16 protein-coding genes and 1 tRNA gene are annotated in these 19739 nt (G+C 60.2%); 9 read left to right on the plus strand and 8 right to left on the minus strand.

Features of this window, described 5'->3' with window-relative positions:
- Positions 1-97: 97 nt before the first annotated feature.
- A complete protein-coding gene (locus tag ACWFVE_RS12100) occupies positions 98-2077 on the minus strand; it encodes a type I restriction-modification system subunit M (RefSeq protein ID WP_447529522.1) in 1980 nt (659 codons plus the stop codon).
- A gap of 612 nt (positions 2078-2689) precedes the next feature.
- Positions 2690-2766, minus strand: a tRNA-Ile gene (locus ACWFVE_RS12105).
- 127 nt (positions 2767-2893) lie between these two features.
- Between ACWFVE_RS12105 and ACWFVE_RS12110 the strand changes: the two genes are divergently transcribed.
- Positions 2894-3469, plus strand: a complete 576-nt coding sequence (locus ACWFVE_RS12110) for a hypothetical protein (protein WP_447529523.1) — start codon at positions 2894-2896, stop codon at positions 3467-3469.
- A gap of 3 nt (positions 3470-3472) precedes the next feature.
- On the opposite strand, the gene ACWFVE_RS12115 is transcribed toward ACWFVE_RS12110, so the two are convergent.
- The 4 genes from ACWFVE_RS12115 to ACWFVE_RS12130 form a co-directional block, all read right to left on the minus strand.
- The gene (locus tag ACWFVE_RS12115; RefSeq protein ID WP_447529524.1) at positions 3473-4279 is read right to left on the minus strand and encodes an ABC transporter ATP-binding protein; all 807 of its coding nucleotides are present in this window, start codon (positions 4277-4279) and stop codon (positions 3473-3475) included.
- Entirely contained in the window at positions 4276-5385 is a 1110-nt protein-coding gene (locus ACWFVE_RS12120) for a FecCD family ABC transporter permease (RefSeq protein WP_447530535.1), read from the minus strand. Before ACWFVE_RS12120 ends, ACWFVE_RS12115 begins: the two co-directional genes overlap by 4 nt.
- 104 nt (positions 5386-5489) lie before the next feature.
- Positions 5490-6458 carry a FecCD family ABC transporter permease gene (locus ACWFVE_RS12125; RefSeq protein WP_447530536.1) on the minus strand — a complete coding sequence of 323 codons (969 nt, stop codon included), beginning with the start codon at positions 6456-6458 and terminating at the stop codon, positions 5490-5492.
- Between the two features lie 56 nt (positions 6459-6514).
- The gene (locus ACWFVE_RS12130) at positions 6515-7456 is read right to left on the minus strand and encodes an ABC transporter substrate-binding protein (RefSeq protein ID WP_447529525.1); all 942 of its coding nucleotides are present in this window, start codon (positions 7454-7456) and stop codon (positions 6515-6517) included.
- A gap of 280 nt (positions 7457-7736) precedes the next feature.
- Here ACWFVE_RS12130 and ACWFVE_RS12135 point away from each other — a divergent pair, with 280 nt between their 5' ends.
- From ACWFVE_RS12135 to ACWFVE_RS12160, 6 genes are all read left to right on the plus strand, one after another.
- The gene (locus tag ACWFVE_RS12135; protein WP_447529526.1) at positions 7737-9950 is read left to right on the plus strand and encodes a TonB-dependent receptor domain-containing protein; all 2214 of its coding nucleotides are present in this window, start codon (positions 7737-7739) and stop codon (positions 9948-9950) included.
- 239 nt (positions 9951-10189) lie between these two features.
- The gene (locus tag ACWFVE_RS12140) at positions 10190-11104 is read left to right on the plus strand and encodes a LysR family transcriptional regulator (RefSeq protein WP_447529527.1); all 915 of its coding nucleotides are present in this window, start codon (positions 10190-10192) and stop codon (positions 11102-11104) included.
- 98 nt (positions 11105-11202) lie between these two features.
- Positions 11203-12078 carry an AEC family transporter gene (locus ACWFVE_RS12145; protein ID WP_447529528.1) on the plus strand — a complete coding sequence of 292 codons (876 nt, stop codon included), beginning with the start codon at positions 11203-11205 and terminating at the stop codon, positions 12076-12078.
- Between the two features lie 75 nt (positions 12079-12153).
- Positions 12154-13335: a PQQ-dependent sugar dehydrogenase gene (locus ACWFVE_RS12150; RefSeq protein ID WP_447529529.1), complete on the plus strand. Its 1182-nt coding sequence runs from the start codon at positions 12154-12156 to the stop codon at positions 13333-13335.
- Positions 13336-13369: 34 nt separating this feature from the next.
- Entirely contained in the window at positions 13370-14815 is a 1446-nt protein-coding gene (locus ACWFVE_RS12155; RefSeq protein ID WP_447529530.1) for an ATP-binding protein, read from the plus strand.
- Between the two features lie 11 nt (positions 14816-14826).
- Positions 14827-16224: a sigma-54-dependent transcriptional regulator gene (locus ACWFVE_RS12160; protein ID WP_447529531.1), complete on the plus strand. Its 1398-nt coding sequence runs from the start codon at positions 14827-14829 to the stop codon at positions 16222-16224.
- A 116-nt stretch (positions 16225-16340) separates the two neighbouring features.
- Here the strand turns inward: ACWFVE_RS12160 and ACWFVE_RS12165 are convergent, their stop codons facing one another.
- Both ACWFVE_RS12165 and ACWFVE_RS12170 read right to left on the minus strand, forming a co-directional pair.
- The gene (locus tag ACWFVE_RS12165) at positions 16341-16535 is read right to left on the minus strand and encodes a hypothetical protein (protein WP_447529532.1); all 195 of its coding nucleotides are present in this window, start codon (positions 16533-16535) and stop codon (positions 16341-16343) included.
- Between the two features lie 275 nt (positions 16536-16810).
- A complete protein-coding gene (locus tag ACWFVE_RS12170; RefSeq protein ID WP_447529533.1) occupies positions 16811-17239 on the minus strand; it encodes a hypothetical protein in 429 nt (142 codons plus the stop codon).
- A gap of 436 nt (positions 17240-17675) precedes the next feature.
- Here ACWFVE_RS12170 and ACWFVE_RS12175 point away from each other — a divergent pair, with 436 nt between their 5' ends.
- Together ACWFVE_RS12175 and ACWFVE_RS12180 are read left to right on the plus strand one after the other, a co-directional pair.
- A complete protein-coding gene (locus ACWFVE_RS12175) occupies positions 17676-18878 on the plus strand; it encodes a quaternary amine ABC transporter ATP-binding protein (protein WP_447529534.1) in 1203 nt (400 codons plus the stop codon).
- Positions 18878-19711, plus strand: coding sequence for an ABC transporter permease (locus tag ACWFVE_RS12180; protein ID WP_447529535.1), 834 nt, complete (start codon positions 18878-18880; stop codon positions 19709-19711). The genes ACWFVE_RS12175 and ACWFVE_RS12180 overlap by 1 nt, the downstream gene beginning before the upstream one ends.
- Positions 19712-19739 lie beyond the last annotated feature (28 nt).

Raw genomic sequence — 19739 nt, forward strand, 5'->3', positions numbered from 1 at the left:
GCTTCATTGAGAGGCATGGCGGGTATATTACACAATATGCTATGCCATCCCCCTGTTACTGTCAATGAATGTGTAAGACAAAGCCTGACGATGCCCTTCATGCCGACATCCCCTCGATCATCTGCTTGATCCGGTCGGTGCAGGCCTTGAGATCAGCGTCGATCTCCTCTAGTGGGCGCGGCGGCTTGAACTCGTAAAAGTGGCGATTGAAGGGAACCTCGAAACCGACAATCCCGATGCGCTCGTCCAGCTCATCGCGTTTGTCTTCATCGATCCAGGCATCCGGCACGTGGGGCCGTACTTCCCGCTCGAAGTAGTCGAAGACGGACTCATCCAGCGGTACGTTCTCGTTATCGCGCAGAGTGCTATCGGCCTCCACATTGCCTTTGCTGTCGTGGCAACTATCGGCGTCCGGGTCGCGCTCGGAAAGCGCGTTGAGGAGTGCTTTTTGCACCGGCGCGCCGATTTTCAATCCGGCCGTTTTTAGCGCCTCCTTGAGCGCTTTGTTGAAGGTATCGCGGTTGGTATAGCGCTCGTCCGGGTCAAGCGTCGCGCAGGCTTCCTTGATCGCCTCGCGTTCGGCCTCGTCAAGCTTCTGAAAGGACTTTTCGTCATCCAGCTTCGCCAGCCGCTCGGGGCTTGCCTGGAAGTTCAGGCGCAGCGGGCGCTCTACGGTAATGCGCCGGTAGCCGAAGGCTTCCACCGGGAAGATTTTGCTCTCTTCATCTGCCTGGTTCTGACCGTAAAGCCGCACGATCGCTTCGATATCGTCATCGGCCACGTACTGGCGTTTGCTGCCCAGCGACTTGCGCATCTTGCTGGCGCGGCCGGTGGCGTTGATGAGCTGCACCTTGCCACGGCGCTCGGCGGGTTTGGCATTCGAGAGAATCCACACGTAGGTGGCGATGCCGGTGTTGTAGAACATATCCGTGGGCAGGCCGATAATCGCCTCGACCAGATCGTGCTGCAGCAGATAGCGACGGATTTCGGACTCTCCGCTGCCCGCACCGCCGGTAAACAGCGGCGAGCCGTTGAGTATGATGCCGATGCGCGAACCGCCCTGCTGCGTCGGCCGCATCTTGCTCACCAGGTGCATCAGAAACAGCAGTGAGCCGTCAGACACCCGCGGCAGACCCGGGCCAAACCGACCGTTATAGCCCTTTTGCTTGTGTTCTTCGATGACCTGCTTTTGGACTTTTTTCCATTCCACGCCGAAGGGCGGATTGGAGAGCATAAAATCAAAGTGTTCACCGGCCAACTGGTCGTTGGCGAGCGTATTACCCAGCTTGATTTGGCGAACTTCCTGGCCCTTGACCAGCATGTCGGCCTTGCAGATCGCGTAGGACTCCGGGTTCAGCTCCTGGCCATGCAGCGAAACGCTCATACCGCCGCTCACCTGCTGCATGTACTCGTCGCTTTCCGATAGAAAGCCGCCCGTACCCGCCGTTGGGTCATACACGGTCACGATGCCGCCACTCTTGAGCTTGGCGTCCTGGTGTGTCAGCACCAGCGAGGTGGTCAGGTGGACGATATCGCGCGGGGTGAAGTGCTCCCCCGCTGTCTCGTTGGAGCTTTCCGCGAACTTGCGAATCAGCTCCTCGAAGACCAGGCCCATACCGAAGTTGGAAAGCCGTGCCGGGCTCAAATCCGTTTTAGCGAACGCTTTGACGACTTCATAAAGCAGGTCATTGGCATTGAGCTGATGCACAAAGCTCTCGAACTCGAAGTGTTCGAAAATCTCGCGTGCGTCCTGGCTGAACGACTGCACGTAGCTCATCAGGTCATTGGCGGTCTGCGTCGAGGAGATCGTGCCCAGCGTCAGCTTTGATGCGTTATAAAAGGGCTGTCCCGATGCGCGCAGTAGAAGCTGCTCGCGTACGCCGTCCGGCTTGTCGCGATGCTGATGAGCCGCGTCCACCACGGTCTGTTTGGTGGGCTCGAGCACACACTCCAGGCGCCGCAGCAGCGTAAAAGGAAGAATGATCCGGCCATACTGAGACTGTTTGAAGTCGCCGCGTAACAGATCGGCCACCGACCAGATAAAGGCGGCAAGATGAGAGTGGCTTTCTGTGTTCACGGTGCGTCCCCAGATCCATCGTTCATTATCAATGGGCGGGTATGATACACACACGCTAGCGGGCTAGCAGCCGAAAAGCATCGCTTGGCAAAGGTATCAAAAAGGAAGCGCGCGATTAAATCAGGACCAAGGGACTCATAATCCCTTGTTATGGCTCAAGTACACAGAGTACCGGGGTTAAATAGAGGCAAAGACTTGGATAAGAAAAGCATGGGCTAGCTATCAGCAGTGAGGCTATTGATCGTCTACCTGCTGCGTCGGCGCGTCCTCACCCACTAAAACAGGCTTACCATCCTGCCAGATAACGGCGTAATGCCCGAGCCGTCGCTTACGTTCAAGAGTTTCAGAGACGGCGGTACGGAGGCTATCGAGCATGGTTTGGGTATCTGGTGTCGGTTGTATCATGACCATGACTCTTTCTTTTGAGAAGCAGTATTTTAACGTTCGAGGTTACGTTTAATCCGCAAAAGCTGCTTTTAAAAAAACCGTTAACAGCTTCCTAAATAGCGTAACGAAATATGCTAGCAAGAAAATTATATAAGGAGGAGAAGCGAATAAACCCAAAAGCAAGGGTTCATAACGTCATACGGGAGAAGAAAGAATACGAGGAATTGGTGGGCCCAGTCCGACTTGAACGGACGACCAAGGGATTATGAGTCCCCTGCTCTAACCAACTGAGCTATGGGCCCGAAAGGCGTGCATATCATAGCGAATGTGGCCGGGCGAGGCTACCCCTGGGGCGCTATCTTGATCTTATTGCGGCACTTTTGCACTGTGGGCGAGTCTGCTGATGAGTCCTTACTGTGGAGACATGCCATGAAAGCTTTGTTTGCTCTTTTACCGCTGGTGCTGGCGATGCCGGTGTCGGCGGATTGGCAGTTGGATTCGAGCCAGTCCCAGGTGCAGGCGAGCATCACCCAGCTCGACGGCGGCTCGCCGCAAACCCATCATCATCAGGTGCGTGACTTGCAGGGCGAGATTTCGCCGGACGGCACACTTCGCCTGCCGTTGAAACTCAGCCAGACCGATCTGCTCTCGCGCTTTGGCGAGCTGCCGGTATGGGCGCGGCTACTCACCGATTCCACGCTGGTGACGCTGACCGCGCAGATGCCGCCGGAGCGCCTCGATCGTCTGGATATCGGCGAGTCGATGGTCGAAACGCTAACCTTTCGCGTACAGACCGAGGGCATCAATCAGCAAGAAGACGTGCCGCTGCGCTTCACCCGCGAAGGCTTGAACCAGGTGCGCGTAATCCACGCCGAGCCCATGGCCTTGAATGGCAGCACGCTCATGGCCAACAACACGGTGCGCACGGTGATGTCGCTGCTGGGCTACCAGCAAATTGCCGACCATGTGCCGGTCACCCTCGATGCAGTGCTGATCAACCGCTAGCGCTTAAGTAGCCGCCGCCCGGCGCACGCTGGCAATCAAGGGGCTGCCGGTGTCCGGGTCTTTTAAAAGCGTGCAGTCTACTTGGTAAAGCGTACGTACCAGCGCCGGGGTCACGACCTCGGCGGGCGTACCTTCGGCGACGATACGCCCTTCACACATGGCAATGAGATGATCGGCGTAGCGGCAGGCGCTGGCCAAATCGTGCAGCACCATCACCACGGTGCGCCCTTCACGGGCAAGCTTTTGCACCAGTTCGAATACTTCGATCTGGTGGCCCAGGTCCAGCGCGGAAGTGGGTTCATCCAGCAGGAGCAGCGGCGTTTGCTGGGCGATGGTCATGGCGATCCAGGCGCGTTGGCGCTGCCCGCCGGAAAGCGCCTCGAGCGGCCTGTCCGCCAGCGCTTCCAACCCAGCGGCCTTGAGCGCGTACTCGACGACCTGCTGGTCCTCCGGCGACCACTGGCGCAGCCACCCCTGGTGGGGCTGGCGGCCAAAGCGGATCAGCTCGGTGACAGTGAGCCCTTCCGGTGCCACGGCCTCCTGGGGCAGCAGCGCAAGCTTCTTGGCAAGCGCCTTGGCGGGTAATGCCTGGATATCGGCGCCGTCGAGCAGTACCGCGCCGCTTTCCGGCTTGTGCAGCCGGGCAAGCCCCGAAAGCAGCGTGGATTTACCGCAGCCATTGGGCCCCACAATGGCCGTCACCTGGCCGCTAGGCAGGTCAAGGCCTAGCTCGTTGATCACCCGGCGTGCGCCGTAGTTCATGTTCAGCGCCTGGGTGGCAAGCGTAGGCGTGTCGTGCGAGGTGCTCATGGGTGGCTCCGTTGCGGGCGCATCAAGATCCATAAAAGCCAGGGGCCGCCCACCACGGCGGTCACGATGCCCACGGGAATTTCGATGGGTGATAAAAGCGTTCGCCCGGCCAAATCCGCCAGCACCATGACCAGCGCCCCGGCAAGCGTGGCGGCCAGCACCGGTACGTGGCGCGAACTTGAAAGCGAACGGGCGATTTCCGGACCGATCAGCGCGACCATGCCTACCGGGCCTGCCACCGCGACGGCAAGCCCGGTGAGCACCACGGAAAGCGCCAACACTTGTATGCGACAAGCCTTGACCTTCACCCCCAGCCCGCTGGCCACGGCGTCTCTAAAGCGCAGCAGCGTGAGCGAGCGTGCCAGCACCATGGCCAGCACGATACCCACCACCAACCCCAGGGCCAGAAGCAGTACCGCATCGGGTGAACGGGCGTTGAGGGTGCCGACGGTCCAGGGGTAGGCGGCGTTGGCGTCGTCGATGGGGACTCGGGCCAGAATGAACTGGGTCAGCGCGCCAAACACCGCGCCTACGCCAATGCCCGCCACGATGAACCGATACCCCTGGGTGCCGCTACCTGCAGAAAGGCCAAAGGTAATCGCCGCGGCGGTGGTGGCCCCGGCCAGCGCCATGGCGGGCGGGGCGATAGACGTACCAATACCGATGACCGAGGCGACCGCGAACGCTGTCGCGCCGTTGTCGATACCGATGATACCAGGCGTTGCCAGCCGGTTACCCGCCAGCGTCTGCATCAGGATACCCGCCAGTGCAAAGGCCCCGCCGGTCAGGCAGGCGCCGGCCAGGCGCGGCAGGCGAAGCTCCTGCACCATGAAGGTAGTCATGATATCGCCCTGGCCCGCCAACGCTGGAATCACTTCGCTAATGGAAAGCGGCACGCTGCCAAAGGCCAGATACACGACCCCGGCTACCAACAGCGCGAGAATGAGTGCGCAGTTGACCCATACCGCGCGGCGCTCGAACAGTACGCTGTACGCCTGCCCATTGGCGTGCCAGGCCAGGCGCCAATAGCCGGGCAGCGCCGGGTCGCTCGCTTTGAATGCGCGCACGTCGTCCACCGCCTCGTGTTGGGAAGAGAGCTCCGGCATGTACTCGGGGCTCGCTGTCGTTTTGGTTGCCATCGTCACTGTTAACAATAATTACCGTGTAAATAGTTACCGTGGTAAAAGGCCACGCCGCAAAAGGCGCGGGCTCAAAGCATGGGTAAACGGCGGGCTCGTACTACCGCGATCAGCACCGGCGCGCCGCAAAGCGCGGTCAACACACCCAGTGGCAGCTCCGAGGGGGCGACCACGACCCGCGAAATGATATCGGCGCTCAGCACGATCAGAGGTCCGATGGGCAGACAGAACCAGAGCGTGCGGCGAATATCCGGCCCGGCCAGCGCCCGGGCGACGAACGGCACCACCAGGCCCACGAACGCAATCGGCCCGGCGATCGCCGTAGCCGCGCCGACCAAAAGCGCCACACAGCCGATCACGATCCAGCGGATCAACGAAGGATGATGGCCAAGCCCGGAAGCGGCGCGCTCGCCCAGCGCCAGCGCCGCCAGCGGGCGGGCGGTGAACACCACCATCACCCCGGCCACGGCCAGGCTTGGCAGCACGGCGGCCAAATCCTCGAGGCGCCGCCCGGCCAGGCTCCCCACGACCCAGAAGCGGATCTCGTCCGCGGCGCGCTGGTCATAAAGCAAAATCAGCGAGGTCAGCGAGCCCAAAAGCCCGGAAAACGCCGCACCGGCCAGCACCAGGCGAACCGGGTCGTTGCCTACGCCGCGAAAGCGCGCCACGCTCAGCACACAGACACACCCGGCCAGCGCCCCCAGCTGAGCCACGGAAATACGCAGCGTCGCCGCGCTCGCGCCGAGCACCAGCGCTAGCGCAACGGCGAACGCCGACCCAGCACTCACGCCCAAAAGCCCCGGCTCGGCCAAGGGGTTACGCGATACCGCTTGTAAAAGCGCCCCGGCCACGCCAAGGGCTACGCCCACTACGATGCCGATCAGCATGCGCGGCGCGCGAAGCTCCTGCACCACAAAGCGCGCCTCGCTGTCGGCGCTGCCCTGCAAAAGCGCCAGCACTCGCACCGGCCCTACGCTGCCAGCGCCGATCAACAGGCTCAACACACTCACCGCCACGAGGGCGGTGAGCAGATACATCATCAGAACACGGGGCGTTTGGCGCGTGACCGCCCCACTAAGTGGGTGGGCGATTCCGGTCACGGCAGCAAGGCGTTTTCGATACTATCCAGAATGGCCATGGCCGCCAACGGGCCGCTGGCACTGCTCCAGAGCTGGCCGTCAACCGGTATCACTCGGTCTTGCTGTACGACGTTCAGGCGGTTGAAGGCATTGCTCTGTTGGGCGGCGTCCAGCGCCTCTTGGCCGTCTTCGTTGAGCGTGGCCAAAAACAGCCAGTCGCCGTCGACCATGGAAATATTCTCCAGGCTCAGCGCATCGCTGTGGGCACTGCCCTCTTCGACCAGCCCGGCATCACTCACATCGATACCCACGCGGTTGAGAAGCCCGGTGGCAATCAGGTTTTGCGACATGACCATGGGGCCGCTGGGCATCCAGCGCACCACGAAGGCGTTCTCGTCCGGGTGGTTTTCCTGAATTCTTTGTGAAAGTTCTTCGACGCGCGCTTCCACCGCCTGAATGGCCTCTTCCACCGCCTCCTGGCGGTTGAGCGCTTCGCCAAACAGGCGCGCTTCGGCTTCCCAGTTGTCCGGCTTGAAGGTCTGGGTGGGCGGCACGATGGTGGGCGCAATGCGCGAAAGCAGCTGGTACTGCTCTTCGGGGAGCTGGGCGGCGGCCAGGATCAAATCCGGTTTTTGAGAAAGCACGGCTTCGATATTGATTTCACGTACCACGCCGACCATCTCCGGGCGCTCATCGTCGAAGTACTCGGTCACGTAGTTGGCCACGTCGGTGCCGCCACGGGTACTGACTGCGCCCAGCGGCATGATGCCGGCGGCAATGGCGGTGTCCAGCGCGCCTTCGTAAACCGTCACCACACGCTCGGGGGTGCCTTCGACCTCCACCTCGCCAAAGCCGGTTTCGAGCGTCCGTGCCTGGGCGTGCCCCGCGAAAAGTGCGCTGACCAAAGCGCCCGCCATTGCCAAACGGCCTACCGTGTTACCCCGCGCTATACCCGCCATCGAAACTCTCCTGTTTGTTAATGCCATTGATAGTAACGATTCTCAAAAGCAATTGCATTACCAATTTATCGAAGACCCCTGCCCCCTTTCAAAAAGTGTGTTGGCGCCGTTAGCGGCCTGGCGGCTATGCAGCGCGCTTTTCATTTGTCGTTCGATATTAAGCAACACGGCGTTCCTTAATTTCCGCTCGATATTGGGAACTATTATTTTTAGACTCACCATTGCATTTGATAACAAGTCTCATTAACAAGACAGCCACTTTTATCGCAAGGGTTCTTCAATGCCTCGTTTTACTCGCACCTCCATTGCCAGCGCCGTCGCCCTGGGCGCTTTTGCTACTGCCACGCACGCCCAACAGGTGACCAACAACCTCGACGATATGGTCGTGACCGCCGCCGGGTACGAGCAAACGCTGAACAATGCGCCGGCCAGTATCTCGGTGGTCACCCGCCAGGAACTCGAGCAGAACCCGTTCACCAACGTGGCCGAGGCCATTGCCGATATCCCCGGGGTGGATACCCGTGCCGGCACCGGCAAAACCGGCGGGCGGGAGATTTCGATTCGCGGCATGCCCAGCGACTACACCTTGATCCTGATCGATGGGCGCCGCCAGAATACCTCCGGCGATGTCACGCCCAACGGTTTTAGCTCCACCTCCACCAGTTTCATGCCGCCGCTTTCCGCTATCGAGCGTATCGAAGTGATTCGCGGGCCGATGTCGACGCTTTACGGCTCCGACGCCATGGGCGGTGTCATCAACATCATCACCCGCCGGGTGGGGACCGAATGGGCGGGGTCGGTCAGTGTCGAGACCTCCTTCCAGGAGGACCGCGACGAAGGCAACAGCTCCACCCTCAATCTCTACGCCTCGGGCCCGCTGGTGGAAGACACCCTCGGCGTGCAGCTACGCGGGCGCCTGTTCGACCGCTCAAGCTCCGAGCGTTTGGTGGAAGAGAGCGTCGGCCGTGACCCCCGCCCGGCCGAGGCACGCATCTACTCGATCGGCGGCCGGGTGAGCTTCACCCCGGACGATACCCACGAAATCTGGCTGGACGCCGAGCGCGCCCGCCAGACCTACGACAACGACGACTGCCGCCTGGGAAGCCTGGACGGCCTGCGCCGCAGCGACTGCGAAACACCAGAACCGGACGCCTACTTCGGCTACGAGGACGAGCTGCGCTTCAATCGCGACCAGATCGCTTTGGGCCACTCCGCGCGTTTGAGCGCGGGCACCTGGGACACCAGCATTACCCGCAACGAAACCGAGTCCCTGGGCCGCACGTTGCCCGCGGGTAACGCCCCGGCTTACGGCTACGTGGCCCAGGGCGGCGAGCCGCGCCAGCTGGAAAACCGCGATATCGTGGTGGATACCAAATTCGTGGCGCCGCTGGATGATCACATGGTCACCGTGGGCGGGCAGTACATCGACGCCGAACTCATCGACGCCACCGCCGGCGACGAAACGTTCAACCAGTCGAGCTGGGCCGTCTTTCTCGAGGACGAGTGGTTTCTACGCGACGATCTGGCGCTGACCCTGGGCGGGCGCTTTGAGCACCACAACGCCTTTGGCGGTCACTTCAGCCCGCGTGGTTACCTGGTGTGGAATACCACCGACGAGTGGACACTCAAGGGCGGTATCAGCCAGGGCTATAAGACCCCGACGCTGAACCAGTTGCACGACGGCGTTAACGGTTTTGGCAACCAGGGGCTCTCGGCAAGCCTGGGCTCGCCCAACCTGTCGCCGGAAAAGAGCACCAACTACGAAATCGGCGCGATCTACGACAACCTGGATAACTTTTCCGCCGGGGCGACGGTCTTCTTTACCCAGTTCCGTGACCGTATCGCCAATGGCGACGACCTTCCGAACTGCCAGTTTGTCGATAGCAGCGGCAACCGCCCGTTTGCGGATGCCGCCAACTGTATCAGCGTGGGCGACTTCACCACCCAGGATAGCTTCAACCAGGAAATCAACGTCGACCGCGCCGAAACCCGCGGTATCGAGCTGACCAGCCGCTACCAGTTCGCACCTAAATGGAGCATCAGCGGCGGCTACACCTACACCGATACCGAAGTGACCTCCGGCGACAACGAAGGCCAGGCGTTGACCAATGCGCCCAAACACAAGCTGACTGCGGAGCTCTCTTGGGCGATCAACGCGCGCTGGACCACGACGCTCGAAGGCGAATACTACGCCTCTCGCGACCGCTTTAGCGGCAGCGTCTCGGGTAACTCCGCCGCGCTGGTCGAGCAGGTGGGTAACGACCTGGATGGCTATGAGCTGTTCAATCTGCGCTCGTCTTACCGCTTTTCGGACAACGTTCGCCTGACCGGCCGGGTCGATAACCTGCTCGACAAGGACTTCTCCGACTACGACACCTACACCTTCGACGGCGATACCTACGTCGCCTACCGCTACACGCAAACCGGGCGCTCGAATACCGGTGTGGCGGTCGATGGCCGCAGCTACTGGCTCTCCGCCACCTACGACTTCTAAAGCGGGTCGCTTTCGACCGATGCTCTCTGATCTCGCTTACTGATTTTTAGCCCCGGCAAACACCGGGGCTTTTTTAGCACGCTACGAACACCCCGCGCCCGGCTCACCCACCGCAAAAAGGCTACCCGTGGTTAGCCTTTCCAACAGAGCGGCTTTGGGTGAACACAAATGCCTCTTATTTTCATTTACATGCCAAGCTGGCACAATAGCAGCAATATCTCTGCTCGCGGGCCTTTCCCATGCTTGATTTCGATGAACTTGCCGCATTTTCGGATGTAATGGCCACCGGTAGTTTGACGCGCAGCGCTCAGAAAATGGATCTGGCCAAATCCACCCTGAGTCGACGTATCAGCCAACTGGAAGCGCGCTTGAACCAGCCGCTTTTAAGGCGCCAGGCGAACCAGTTGATTCCGACCGAGGCGGGGCTGTTATTTCACGGCTACTGCAACGAGCTTTTAGCACTGGCCGAGCAAAGCCAGGAAGCGCTTTCGGAGCTGCGCGAAGAGATTAGTGGCAAGATCACGCTGGAGGCGCACGGTGTACTGGCAAGGGACTGGGTCGCCGGCTTGGCCGAGACGTTTCTGGCCCGCTACCCAGGGATCGAACTGACCCTGCGCTGCCGCGAAACACCCCCCGCCAAACTCGATAGCAACAGCGTGCATATTTGGCTGGGTAGTATCGACGACTGCGGCCTGAATCAGGAGCGGCTGGGCCAGCTTACCCGCGGGCTTTACGCAAGCCCCCGCTACCTGGCGCAAGCGCCCACACTTACCCACCCAAGCGAGCTTTATCATCATGCCTGGATCGACCTGCTCGATACCGCATCGAAGGGACTAGCGCTTTATCACGCAAACGCGCCGGAATACGTTTTCTCCCCGCCCCGCTCGCGGCTGCGCGTGGATTTGACCGTGATGCATATCAACGCGATCGCCAGCGGCCAGGGCATCGGGCTTTTACCCCACTGGATAGTCGCCCAGCGCGAAGCGCATCACCCGGGCGAGCTGGTGCACTGCCTGGCCGGGTGGGAGCCCAAACCTCTGCCGGTGTCGCTGCTTTACGCCTACGGCCATCATTCGCGCCGGGTCAGCGCGCTGTTGAGCTTTCTGCGCGAGCGCGTGCCCACGCCGTGGCAAGTGCCGCCCCTTTCGGCCTAGCTGGAAAGCCGGGCTTTTTGCCGGGCCGCGCCGGGAAACCTTGCCAGCTAACGACCTAATTGCCGACAATAGGCGCTTACGCTCGCCAAGGACGCTTCATGCTCGTTGAACTCTTCGCCGTCATGGCCCCGGTGCTCGCCGGGGCCGGGCTCGGCTTTATGTGGGTCCGTTTGGGCTACCCCTACCCGATCGATTTCGTCACCCGACTGGTGTTCAATATCGGCACCCCGGCGCTGGTGCTGGCCTCGCTTGCCGGTGCCTCGATCGACGCGCATACGTTCGGTAAAACCATGCTGGCAACGGCCCTGGTACTGAGTCTCATGGGGCTGATGGCCTTTGGAGCCGCGCGGCTTTTGCGCAAGGACTGGCGGGTCATCCTGGCGCCCATGATGTATCCCAATACCGGCAATATGGGCCTGCCGGTGGTGCTCTACGCTTTTGGCAGCGCCGGGTTTATTTACGGCATCACCATCATGGTGACCGTCTCGCTTTTTCAGTTCACGATCGGCGCGATGCTCTCGAGCCGCGGCAATCCGCTCAAAACCCTGGTCAAAACCCCCACGGTCTACGCGATTTTGATCGCCACGGCGCTGCTTTTGACCGACACGGCGCTGCCGGCCTGGATTGCCAATACCGTGGACCTGATGTCCGGGTTTACCGTCCCGCTGATGTTGATCACCCTGGGGGTGTCGCTTGCCAGCATTCAGGTCAAGAACCTGCGCTCTGGCATTGGCTTTAGCCTGGTCCGCATTCCGCTGGCCGCCGGGCTTGCCTGGCTCGTCTCGACGCTTTTGAATCTGCCGCCGCTGGGTCAGAGTATTTTGATTTTGCAGATGTGCATGCCGGTGGCCGTGTTCAATTACCTGTTCGCCCAGCGCGCCAAGCGCGAGCCGGTCTACGTGGCAAGCCTGGTGTTCTGCTCGACCCTGCTGGCGCTTTTCTATCTGCCGGCGCTACTGGCGCTGATGATGTAGCGTTTAACGGAACCTACCCCGCTGGGCGTAGTCACTGCTAGATTAATTATAATTCCCAAGCCGGAGATCACGCTCATGACGACAACGCCTGCCCTGACGCCCAAGCACCTCGACCGCCGTGCTTCACCGTTTTTTTCACCGTTACTGGGCGGGCTGTTGCTGCTGGGTGGTTTGAATAGCGCTCAGGCCGAAATCATCACCGACGCCGTGACCACCGATGCCGCCACGTTTTCCATCGAACGCGTGGCCGACGGCTTTACACGCCCCTGGGCGGTCGCTTTTCTACCCGACGGGCGGTATTTGGTCAGCGAGCGTAGCGGTCATCTCAACCTGGTGGATAGCGAGGGCCATGCGCAGGTGCTCAGCGGCATGCCCGATGTGAGCCGTCAGGGCCAGGGCGGGCTTTTGGACGTCGTGCTCCATCCGGATTTTGGCGACGGGGAACACGACTGGATCTATTTCACCTGGAGCAAGCCCGACGCCAACGGCACGCGTACCGCACTTTCGCGGGTGCATTGGGAAGGCGAAGAGCTGGGTGATGTCGAGCACCTTTTCGAGCAGGACCGCGCCTCGGGCCCCGGCCGCCACTACGGCTCACGCCTGGCGTGGCTCGATGACGGCACGCTGTTGATGAGCGTGGGGGACCGGGGCTCCGATCCCAGCCGCGCCCAGGCAAGCGATGATCACGCGGGCTCTACCCTTCGCCTGACCGACACCGGCACCGCCGCCCAGGACAACCCCTTTATCGATGATGCCGGCACCCTCGATGAGATCTATACGCTTGGCAACCGCAACATTCAGGGCATGGTGGTGCGCGAAAACGGCCAGGCGTGGGTCTCCGAGCATGGCCCGCGCACCGGCGACGAGATTAACCTGATCAAGGCCGGCCACAACTACGGCTGGCCCGAGGTAACCCTGGGCAACGACTACGCCACCAATGAGCCGCTGGGGGCGGATTCCGCCCCCGGCATGACGGACCCGGCGGTGGACATGGAGGGGCGCTTTGCGCCCTCCGGGCTTGCGGAAGTCTCAAGCGAAGGCTTTGCCCGCTGGCAGGGCAACCTGCTGGCCGGGGGGCTTGCCAGCGAGAAGCTCGAGCGTTTCGTGATCGACGGCGAGCGCGTGGTCGAAAGCGAAGTCGTACTGGAAGGTCAGATCGGGCGCATTCGCGACGTGCGCCAGGGCCCGGATGGCGGCATCTACCTTTTGACCGATAGCGACCAGGCCGGGCTTTATCGTCTGATGCCGGTCGATTAACCTTTGACACCTTTGCTGGCACGATGGATACCCGATGCGCTTACGTAACTTAATGATTTTAACGGTCATCGTGCCGCTGTTTATTGCACTGGTCGTGTTTAGTTTCGTGGCCATCAAAGCCCTCGAAGATAACGTCCGTTCCAAGCTTCAAACCGAGGTCGAAATCATCACCCGGGCGCTGAGCACTTCATTAAGCTACGCAGTAGCCCGCGACAGCGCCGCCCCCCTCGAGGAGGCGCTGCAGTCCGCGTTCTCGTTTCACCGTATTTACGGCGCTTACGTATTTGACGTGCAGGGCCGGGAAATTTATGGCCTGGGGCTGGGTAAAAACCTGTTTACCCCGGACGAAATTCAAAGCGTGATCGAGCGTGACGACCTTTACAGCAACTACCGACAGCACGACGGCTGGACCTACTACTCGGCGCTGATTCCGCTGCGCACCCAGGACGGCAGCGTGTATGGCGTCCTGCAGGTCAACCGGCTCAACACCGGCATCGAAAACTATACGGGCTTTATCAGCATCGTCGCGGTGCTGGTGTTCATCATTGGTGCCGGCGGCATCGTGCTGAGCATCTGGTGGGGCTTTCGCCGCTATATCGAACGGCCTTTGAACCAGCTCTTGCGTGTTATGCTTTTGGTCGAGGACGGGGATCGTAGCCAGCGGGCAAGCGTCGAGGGGCCGGTCGAGTACCGCCGCCTTGCCTCGGGGCTCAACGGTATGCTCGACGCCATGGCCGAAAAGGACCAGGACATCGACGCGCGGCGGCGGCGGGAAATCGAGCTCGAAAAGCGTCTGCGTAAATCCAAAAAGCTTGCCGAGCTCGGCGTACTCGCCGCCGGCGTTGCCCACGAAATCGGCGCGCCGCTTACCGTCATCAATGGCCAGGCGCAGCGTCTGGCCCGGCGGGATGTGATCGGCGACGACGAGCGGGCAAGGCTTGGGCGCATTCGTGGCGAGGTCGAGCGCATCGTGGAGATCGTGCGCCAGTTGATGGAGCTTGGCCGCCAGCACAATGTGGAGAAAGACCGACAGTCGCTTGACCAGCTGATCATGAGTGCCAGCGAGCTGGTGGAAGAGGAGCTGGAGCCGCGCGGCATTCGCCTCGATATCAAGCTCCCCGACCCGTCGCTTTGCGTGCTGGTCGATGGCCAACAGATCGTGCAGGTACTGACCAACCTGCTGCGCAACGCCGCGCAAGCGCCGGATGTCAGCCTCGTTCAGGTACGCGCGCAGCAGCAGGAAGACGAAATTACGCTCTGGGTCGAGGACGACGGCCCGGGCATTCCGGCGTCGAATCACCAGCAGGTGTTCGACCCGTTCTTTACGACCAAGCCCGTAGGCCAGGGCAGTGGCCTGGGGCTTTCCATGGTACACCGCATTATCAACGATCACGGCGGGACGATTGGCGTGTTCGATAGCGCCCTCGGGGGGGCCGGGTTTGAAATCACCCTCCCCTTGAGTGAAACCGCATCCGCTTGAGGAAGACGTTTGTGACCGAACAGGACCACCTTTTACCGTTACTGGTTGTCGAAGACGACCCCGCGATCCGTGAGCTGTTGGAAGAGGAGTTGCACGACGCGGGGTATCAGACGCTGGGCGTACCCAGCGCCGAAGAGGCCATGGCGCTTTTAAGCCACACGCCCGTGGCCATGATGATCACCGATGTACGCCTGCCCGGCATGACCGGTATCCAGCTACTACAGCAACTGCGCCAAAGCGGCTCGGAGCTGGGTATCATCGTCATTACCGCCTTTGGCACCATCGACCAGGCGGTCGAGGCGCTCAAACTCGGCGCCGATGATTTTCTCACCAAACCACTGGATCTGGACGCCATACGCGAAGCGGTGTTTCGGGTGCTAGAGCGCCAGCGCCTGGCGCTCAATCACGACAGCGAGCTCAACCACTTCCACGGCATCGTGGGTAAAAGTCACGCCATGCAGGCGCTTTTTCACGACGCCTCTCGGCTTGCCAAGAGCAACGCCCCGATTCTCATTCTGGGCGAAAGCGGCACCGGCAAGGAACTGCTCGCCCGCGCGATTCACCAGGAGAGCCCGCGGGCCGAGGCGCCGTTCGTGCCGGTCAACTGCGCAAGCATTCCCGCCGACCTGATGGAGAGCGAGTTCTTTGGTCACGTAAAAGGCGCTTTCACCGGCGCCAACGAGGCGCGCAAAGGCCTTTTCCAAAGCGCCCAGGGCGGCAGTCTGTTTCTGGATGAGATCGGCGAAATGCCCATCAACCTGCAGGCCAAACTGTTGCGCGCGTTGCAGGAAAAAACCGTACGCCCGGTGGGCGGCGAGCGCGAAGAGCCGGTGGATGTGCGTATTATCGCCGCCACTCACCGTCATCTGGAAAAAGAGATCGAGGCCCAGAACTTTCGTAGCGACCTGTTCTACCGCCTGGAAACGTTTTCGCTACGCATACCGCCGCTGCGCGAACGCGGAAGCGACATCGAGCACCTGATTTTCGCCCTGATCGACAAGCACGCCGAAGCCCAGGGCAAGCAGATTGAGCAGATCGAACCCGATGCGCTGAACACGCTTTTAAGCTACCCCTTCCCCGGCAATGTGCGCGAACTCGAGAACGCGGTAATGCGCGCGGTCACGCTGAGCGAAGAGGGTTTATTGAAGCACGGCGACCTGCCCGAACGGCTTCGCGACCATGCGGGCTCGCACTCCGAGGCCGAGCTCTCGCCCACGCTAAGCGGCGAGGTACTTCCCGGCATCCAGGCGCCAGCACCGGCGCAGCACCGTTGGCCAAGTCTTGAAGAGGTCGAAAAGCGCTATATCCGCAAAGTGTTGGAAGCGACCGGCGGCAACAAGCGCCGTACGGCGGAAGTACTCGGGATTGCGCGGCGTACGCTATACCGGCGCCTGGAAGACGACAGCTAAACGCCGAGCTGCACGCAGCCATTCGCTGCGAAACCGGCAATCTCGACGGCAAAGGGCCAGGCAGTGTAACTGCCTGGCCCTTTTGCTTTGCCTATCAGGGCTTAACGCCCGAGATTTTAAACGTCGTCGCTGGGTGTTTCACCTGCGTCATCGTTGGACATGGGCCCGGTCCCCATGGGCTGCTCTTCTTCCGGTTCTGCCTCCGGGTTGGGCGCGTCATTGTCACCACAGCCCGCCAGCCCAAGTGCACCCAGCGCTAGCAAAGCGCTCAACAAAAGTGCCGTAAAGCGATTATTACGTTTTGTCGCCATGTCCTTCTCCTTGACCTTAAGGCAATCCTTGAATCGGTAGTCCCGAACGGGGCTTATTAAACGTAGCGCTAGCGCCCGTTTTTTACCAGCTCGATTAGCGCGCTAAACGCCTAGCCGGGCAGCGGTTTTCGGTCAATCGGCTTTTAGACGCATTCACCAGGGTAGTAACCAAAAAAACCCCCGCGGGGGGCGGGGGTAATGGTGATGAACCGCATATGACAGCCGCAGGGAACAGACAGCCGTGCCGGATCACCACCGTAGGGAGCGGTAAAAACTTACTGGTTCAGTTGTTCGTCGTCGTTGGTTTCGTCACCCGGCATGGGGTCGGTACCTTCACCAAAGCCCGGGTTCTCTTCGGGGTCTTGATCGTTCATGGGCTCGGTCTCATCACCGGGCATCGGCTCTTGCGACGTGGCGGCATTGTTATCAAGGCCCGGGTCCGTCGTCGTCGGGTCATTGGCCGCCGGGTCGTTCATGGCCGGGTCGTTACCCATAGCCGGATCGTCGTTCATGGCGGGGTCGTCGTTCATGGTACCCGGCTCATTCGTGACGCCATCGTTTTGCTGCATGGTCTCGGGCTGCTGAGTCGGCGGCACTTCTTCTTCATCGTTGCCGCAGCCAGCAAGCGCTAGCGAGCTTACCGTAGCCAACATGCCGAGTGCGATGAGCGACTTGCGCTTGAACGGTTTCGCTTGCTTATCCATAAGACCTGTCTCCGTTAATTCATCGATTGCTTCAACTACTTTATCGAATCCAGCCAACGAGTCGCGAAGGCTGGGTAGAGCATTTGAAACTACGAAAATAGTGTTTGGTAAAACTGTTACACATTGCGTGCCAAAGTCACCATATAAAAAATTACCAACTTAAAAAACAATAACTTAAAAAAATAATCCACGTATTCCAGGTTTCATCTATCCTGATTGAGGTGGGATCAAAATGACACATGTAGCGTTAGTTAACCGTGTAGTTTGAGCGTTGTGACACACCGGCATCGTTTATGTATAATAAAATTTAATAAATCAAAGAGTAATGGTTAATTTGCTTTTATGATCTCTTGGGGGCAGCAGGATCAATGGTTGCTGTGGTGCTCGCGCCACAAGGATGCCCAACGACAAGTCACTTCAATAAAAGGCACGGTCAATGGATGAAACACGTCCTGTTAAAATTCGGGTTCGGAATTTAAGCAAGGTATTCGGGAAACAACCAAAGAAAGCACTCGAGCTTCGCGATCAGGGCCTTAAGCGCCCCGAGATTCTCGAGAAAACCGGTCAAACGCTGGGCCTTTCCAATATTTCTTTTGATGTCCATGAAGGCGAGCTCCTGGTCATCATGGGGCTTTCAGGTTCGGGTAAGTCAACGCTTATCCGCTGTTTGAACCGGCTTATCGAAACCACCGAAGGTGAAATCGTCATCGACGACGAAGACATCCCTTCGCTAGGCGAGAAAGCGCTGCTGGAGTGCCGCCGGCGCCACTTTTCGATGGTCTTTCAGAACTTCGCGCTCTTTCCTCATCGAACGGTTCAGCAAAACGCCGAATTCGGTCTCGAGATTCGCGGTATCGACAAGGCCAAGCGTCGGGAGCTTGCCCATAGCTCCCTCCAGCAGGTGGGGCTGGGAGGTTGGGAGGACGCCTACCCCAACCAGCTCTCCGGTGGCATGCAGCAGCGCGTGGGCCTTGCCCGAGCGCTTGCCAACGATGCCAGTGTGCTGCTCATGGACGAAGCCTTCTCCGCACTGGACCCCTTGATTCGCAAGGACATGCAGCAAGAGCTTCTTCAACTGCAGACCCGCATGCAAAAAACCACCGTCTTCATCACCCACGACCTGGACGAGGCGCTAAGCATTGGCGATCGCATCGTGCTATTGAAAGATGGTGAAGTCGTTCAGATCGGCACCCCCGAAGAAATTCTGACCAAACCGGCGGATGACTACGTGCGCCGCTTTATAGAAGGCGTGGATCGCTCGCGTATATTGACCGCCGAAAGCGCCATGCGCCCGGTGCGCACCAGCGCCCGGGACACCGACGGCCCACGCACTGCGCTGCGCCGTATGCGCGATTACAGCCTCGACTCTATCTACATGACCGATCGCGACCGCCGCTTGCACGGGCTTTTAACGGCGGACGCCGCGAGCAAAGCAATAGAGGCCGGCGCCGACTCGCTCGCCGGGTATCTTACCCAGGATTTCCGTCAGGTCCCCCCCGAGGAGCCCCTGCAGCACCTGTTCGCCATGTTTAGCGAAAAGAGCTTCCCGATTGCCGTGGTCGATGAACAAAAGCGGCTGCTCGGGGTGGTCGTTAAAGGCGCGGTACTCGATGAACTGGCACGAGCAGGAGAGCAGTAATGGATATTCCACGCATTCCCTTGGGTAACTGGATCGAGACTGCGCTGAGATGGCTGACCAGCGAGTACTCGGTCGTTACGCGGGCTATTTCCCGCTTTACTCAAACCGGTATCAATAGCCTGAATGACAGCCTGATGTGGCTACCCGAGTGGGCATTGATGGCGCTTATCGCCCTGCTCTGCTGGCGGCTGGCAAGCACACGGCTGGCCATTGGCGCGATAGCGGGTCTGGCACTTATCTGGAATCTGGGCCTTTGGAACCCGATGATCGAGACGCTGACGCTGGTGGTGATCGCTACCCTGGTGGCGGTGGTGATTGCGCTACCGATCGGCATTCTGGCAGCGCTCTCGGACCGGCTTTATCGCGTCATCATGCCGATTCTGGATTTCATGCAGACCATGCCCGCGTTCGTCTATCTGATTCCGGCGATCCCGTTTTTCGGCATTGGGGCGGTATCGGCCATTTTTGCCACCGTCATATTCTCCATGCCGCCGGCCATTCGTTTCACGACCCTGGGGATTCGCCAGGTCCCGACGGATCTGATCGAAGCCGCCGATGCCTACGGCGCGACCCGCGCTCAGAAGCTTTTCAAAGTGCAACTGCCGCTTTCGCTGCCCACGGTCATGGCCGGTATAAACCAGACCATCATGCTGGCGCTCTCGATGGTGGTCATTGCGGCGATGATCGGCGCCGACGGCCTGGGTAGCGAAGTATGGCGCGCCATCCAGCGCCTTCGCCCAGGCGACGGCTTCGAAGCCGGTATTGCCGTCGTCATTCTGGCCATGCTGCTTGACCGTTTGACTCAATCGCTTCGCAAAACGCGTCAGCAGTAGAACATTCGGCTTATTGCCGGGCTTGAAA

It is taken from the genome of Vreelandella mediterranea, assembly GCF_970647075.1.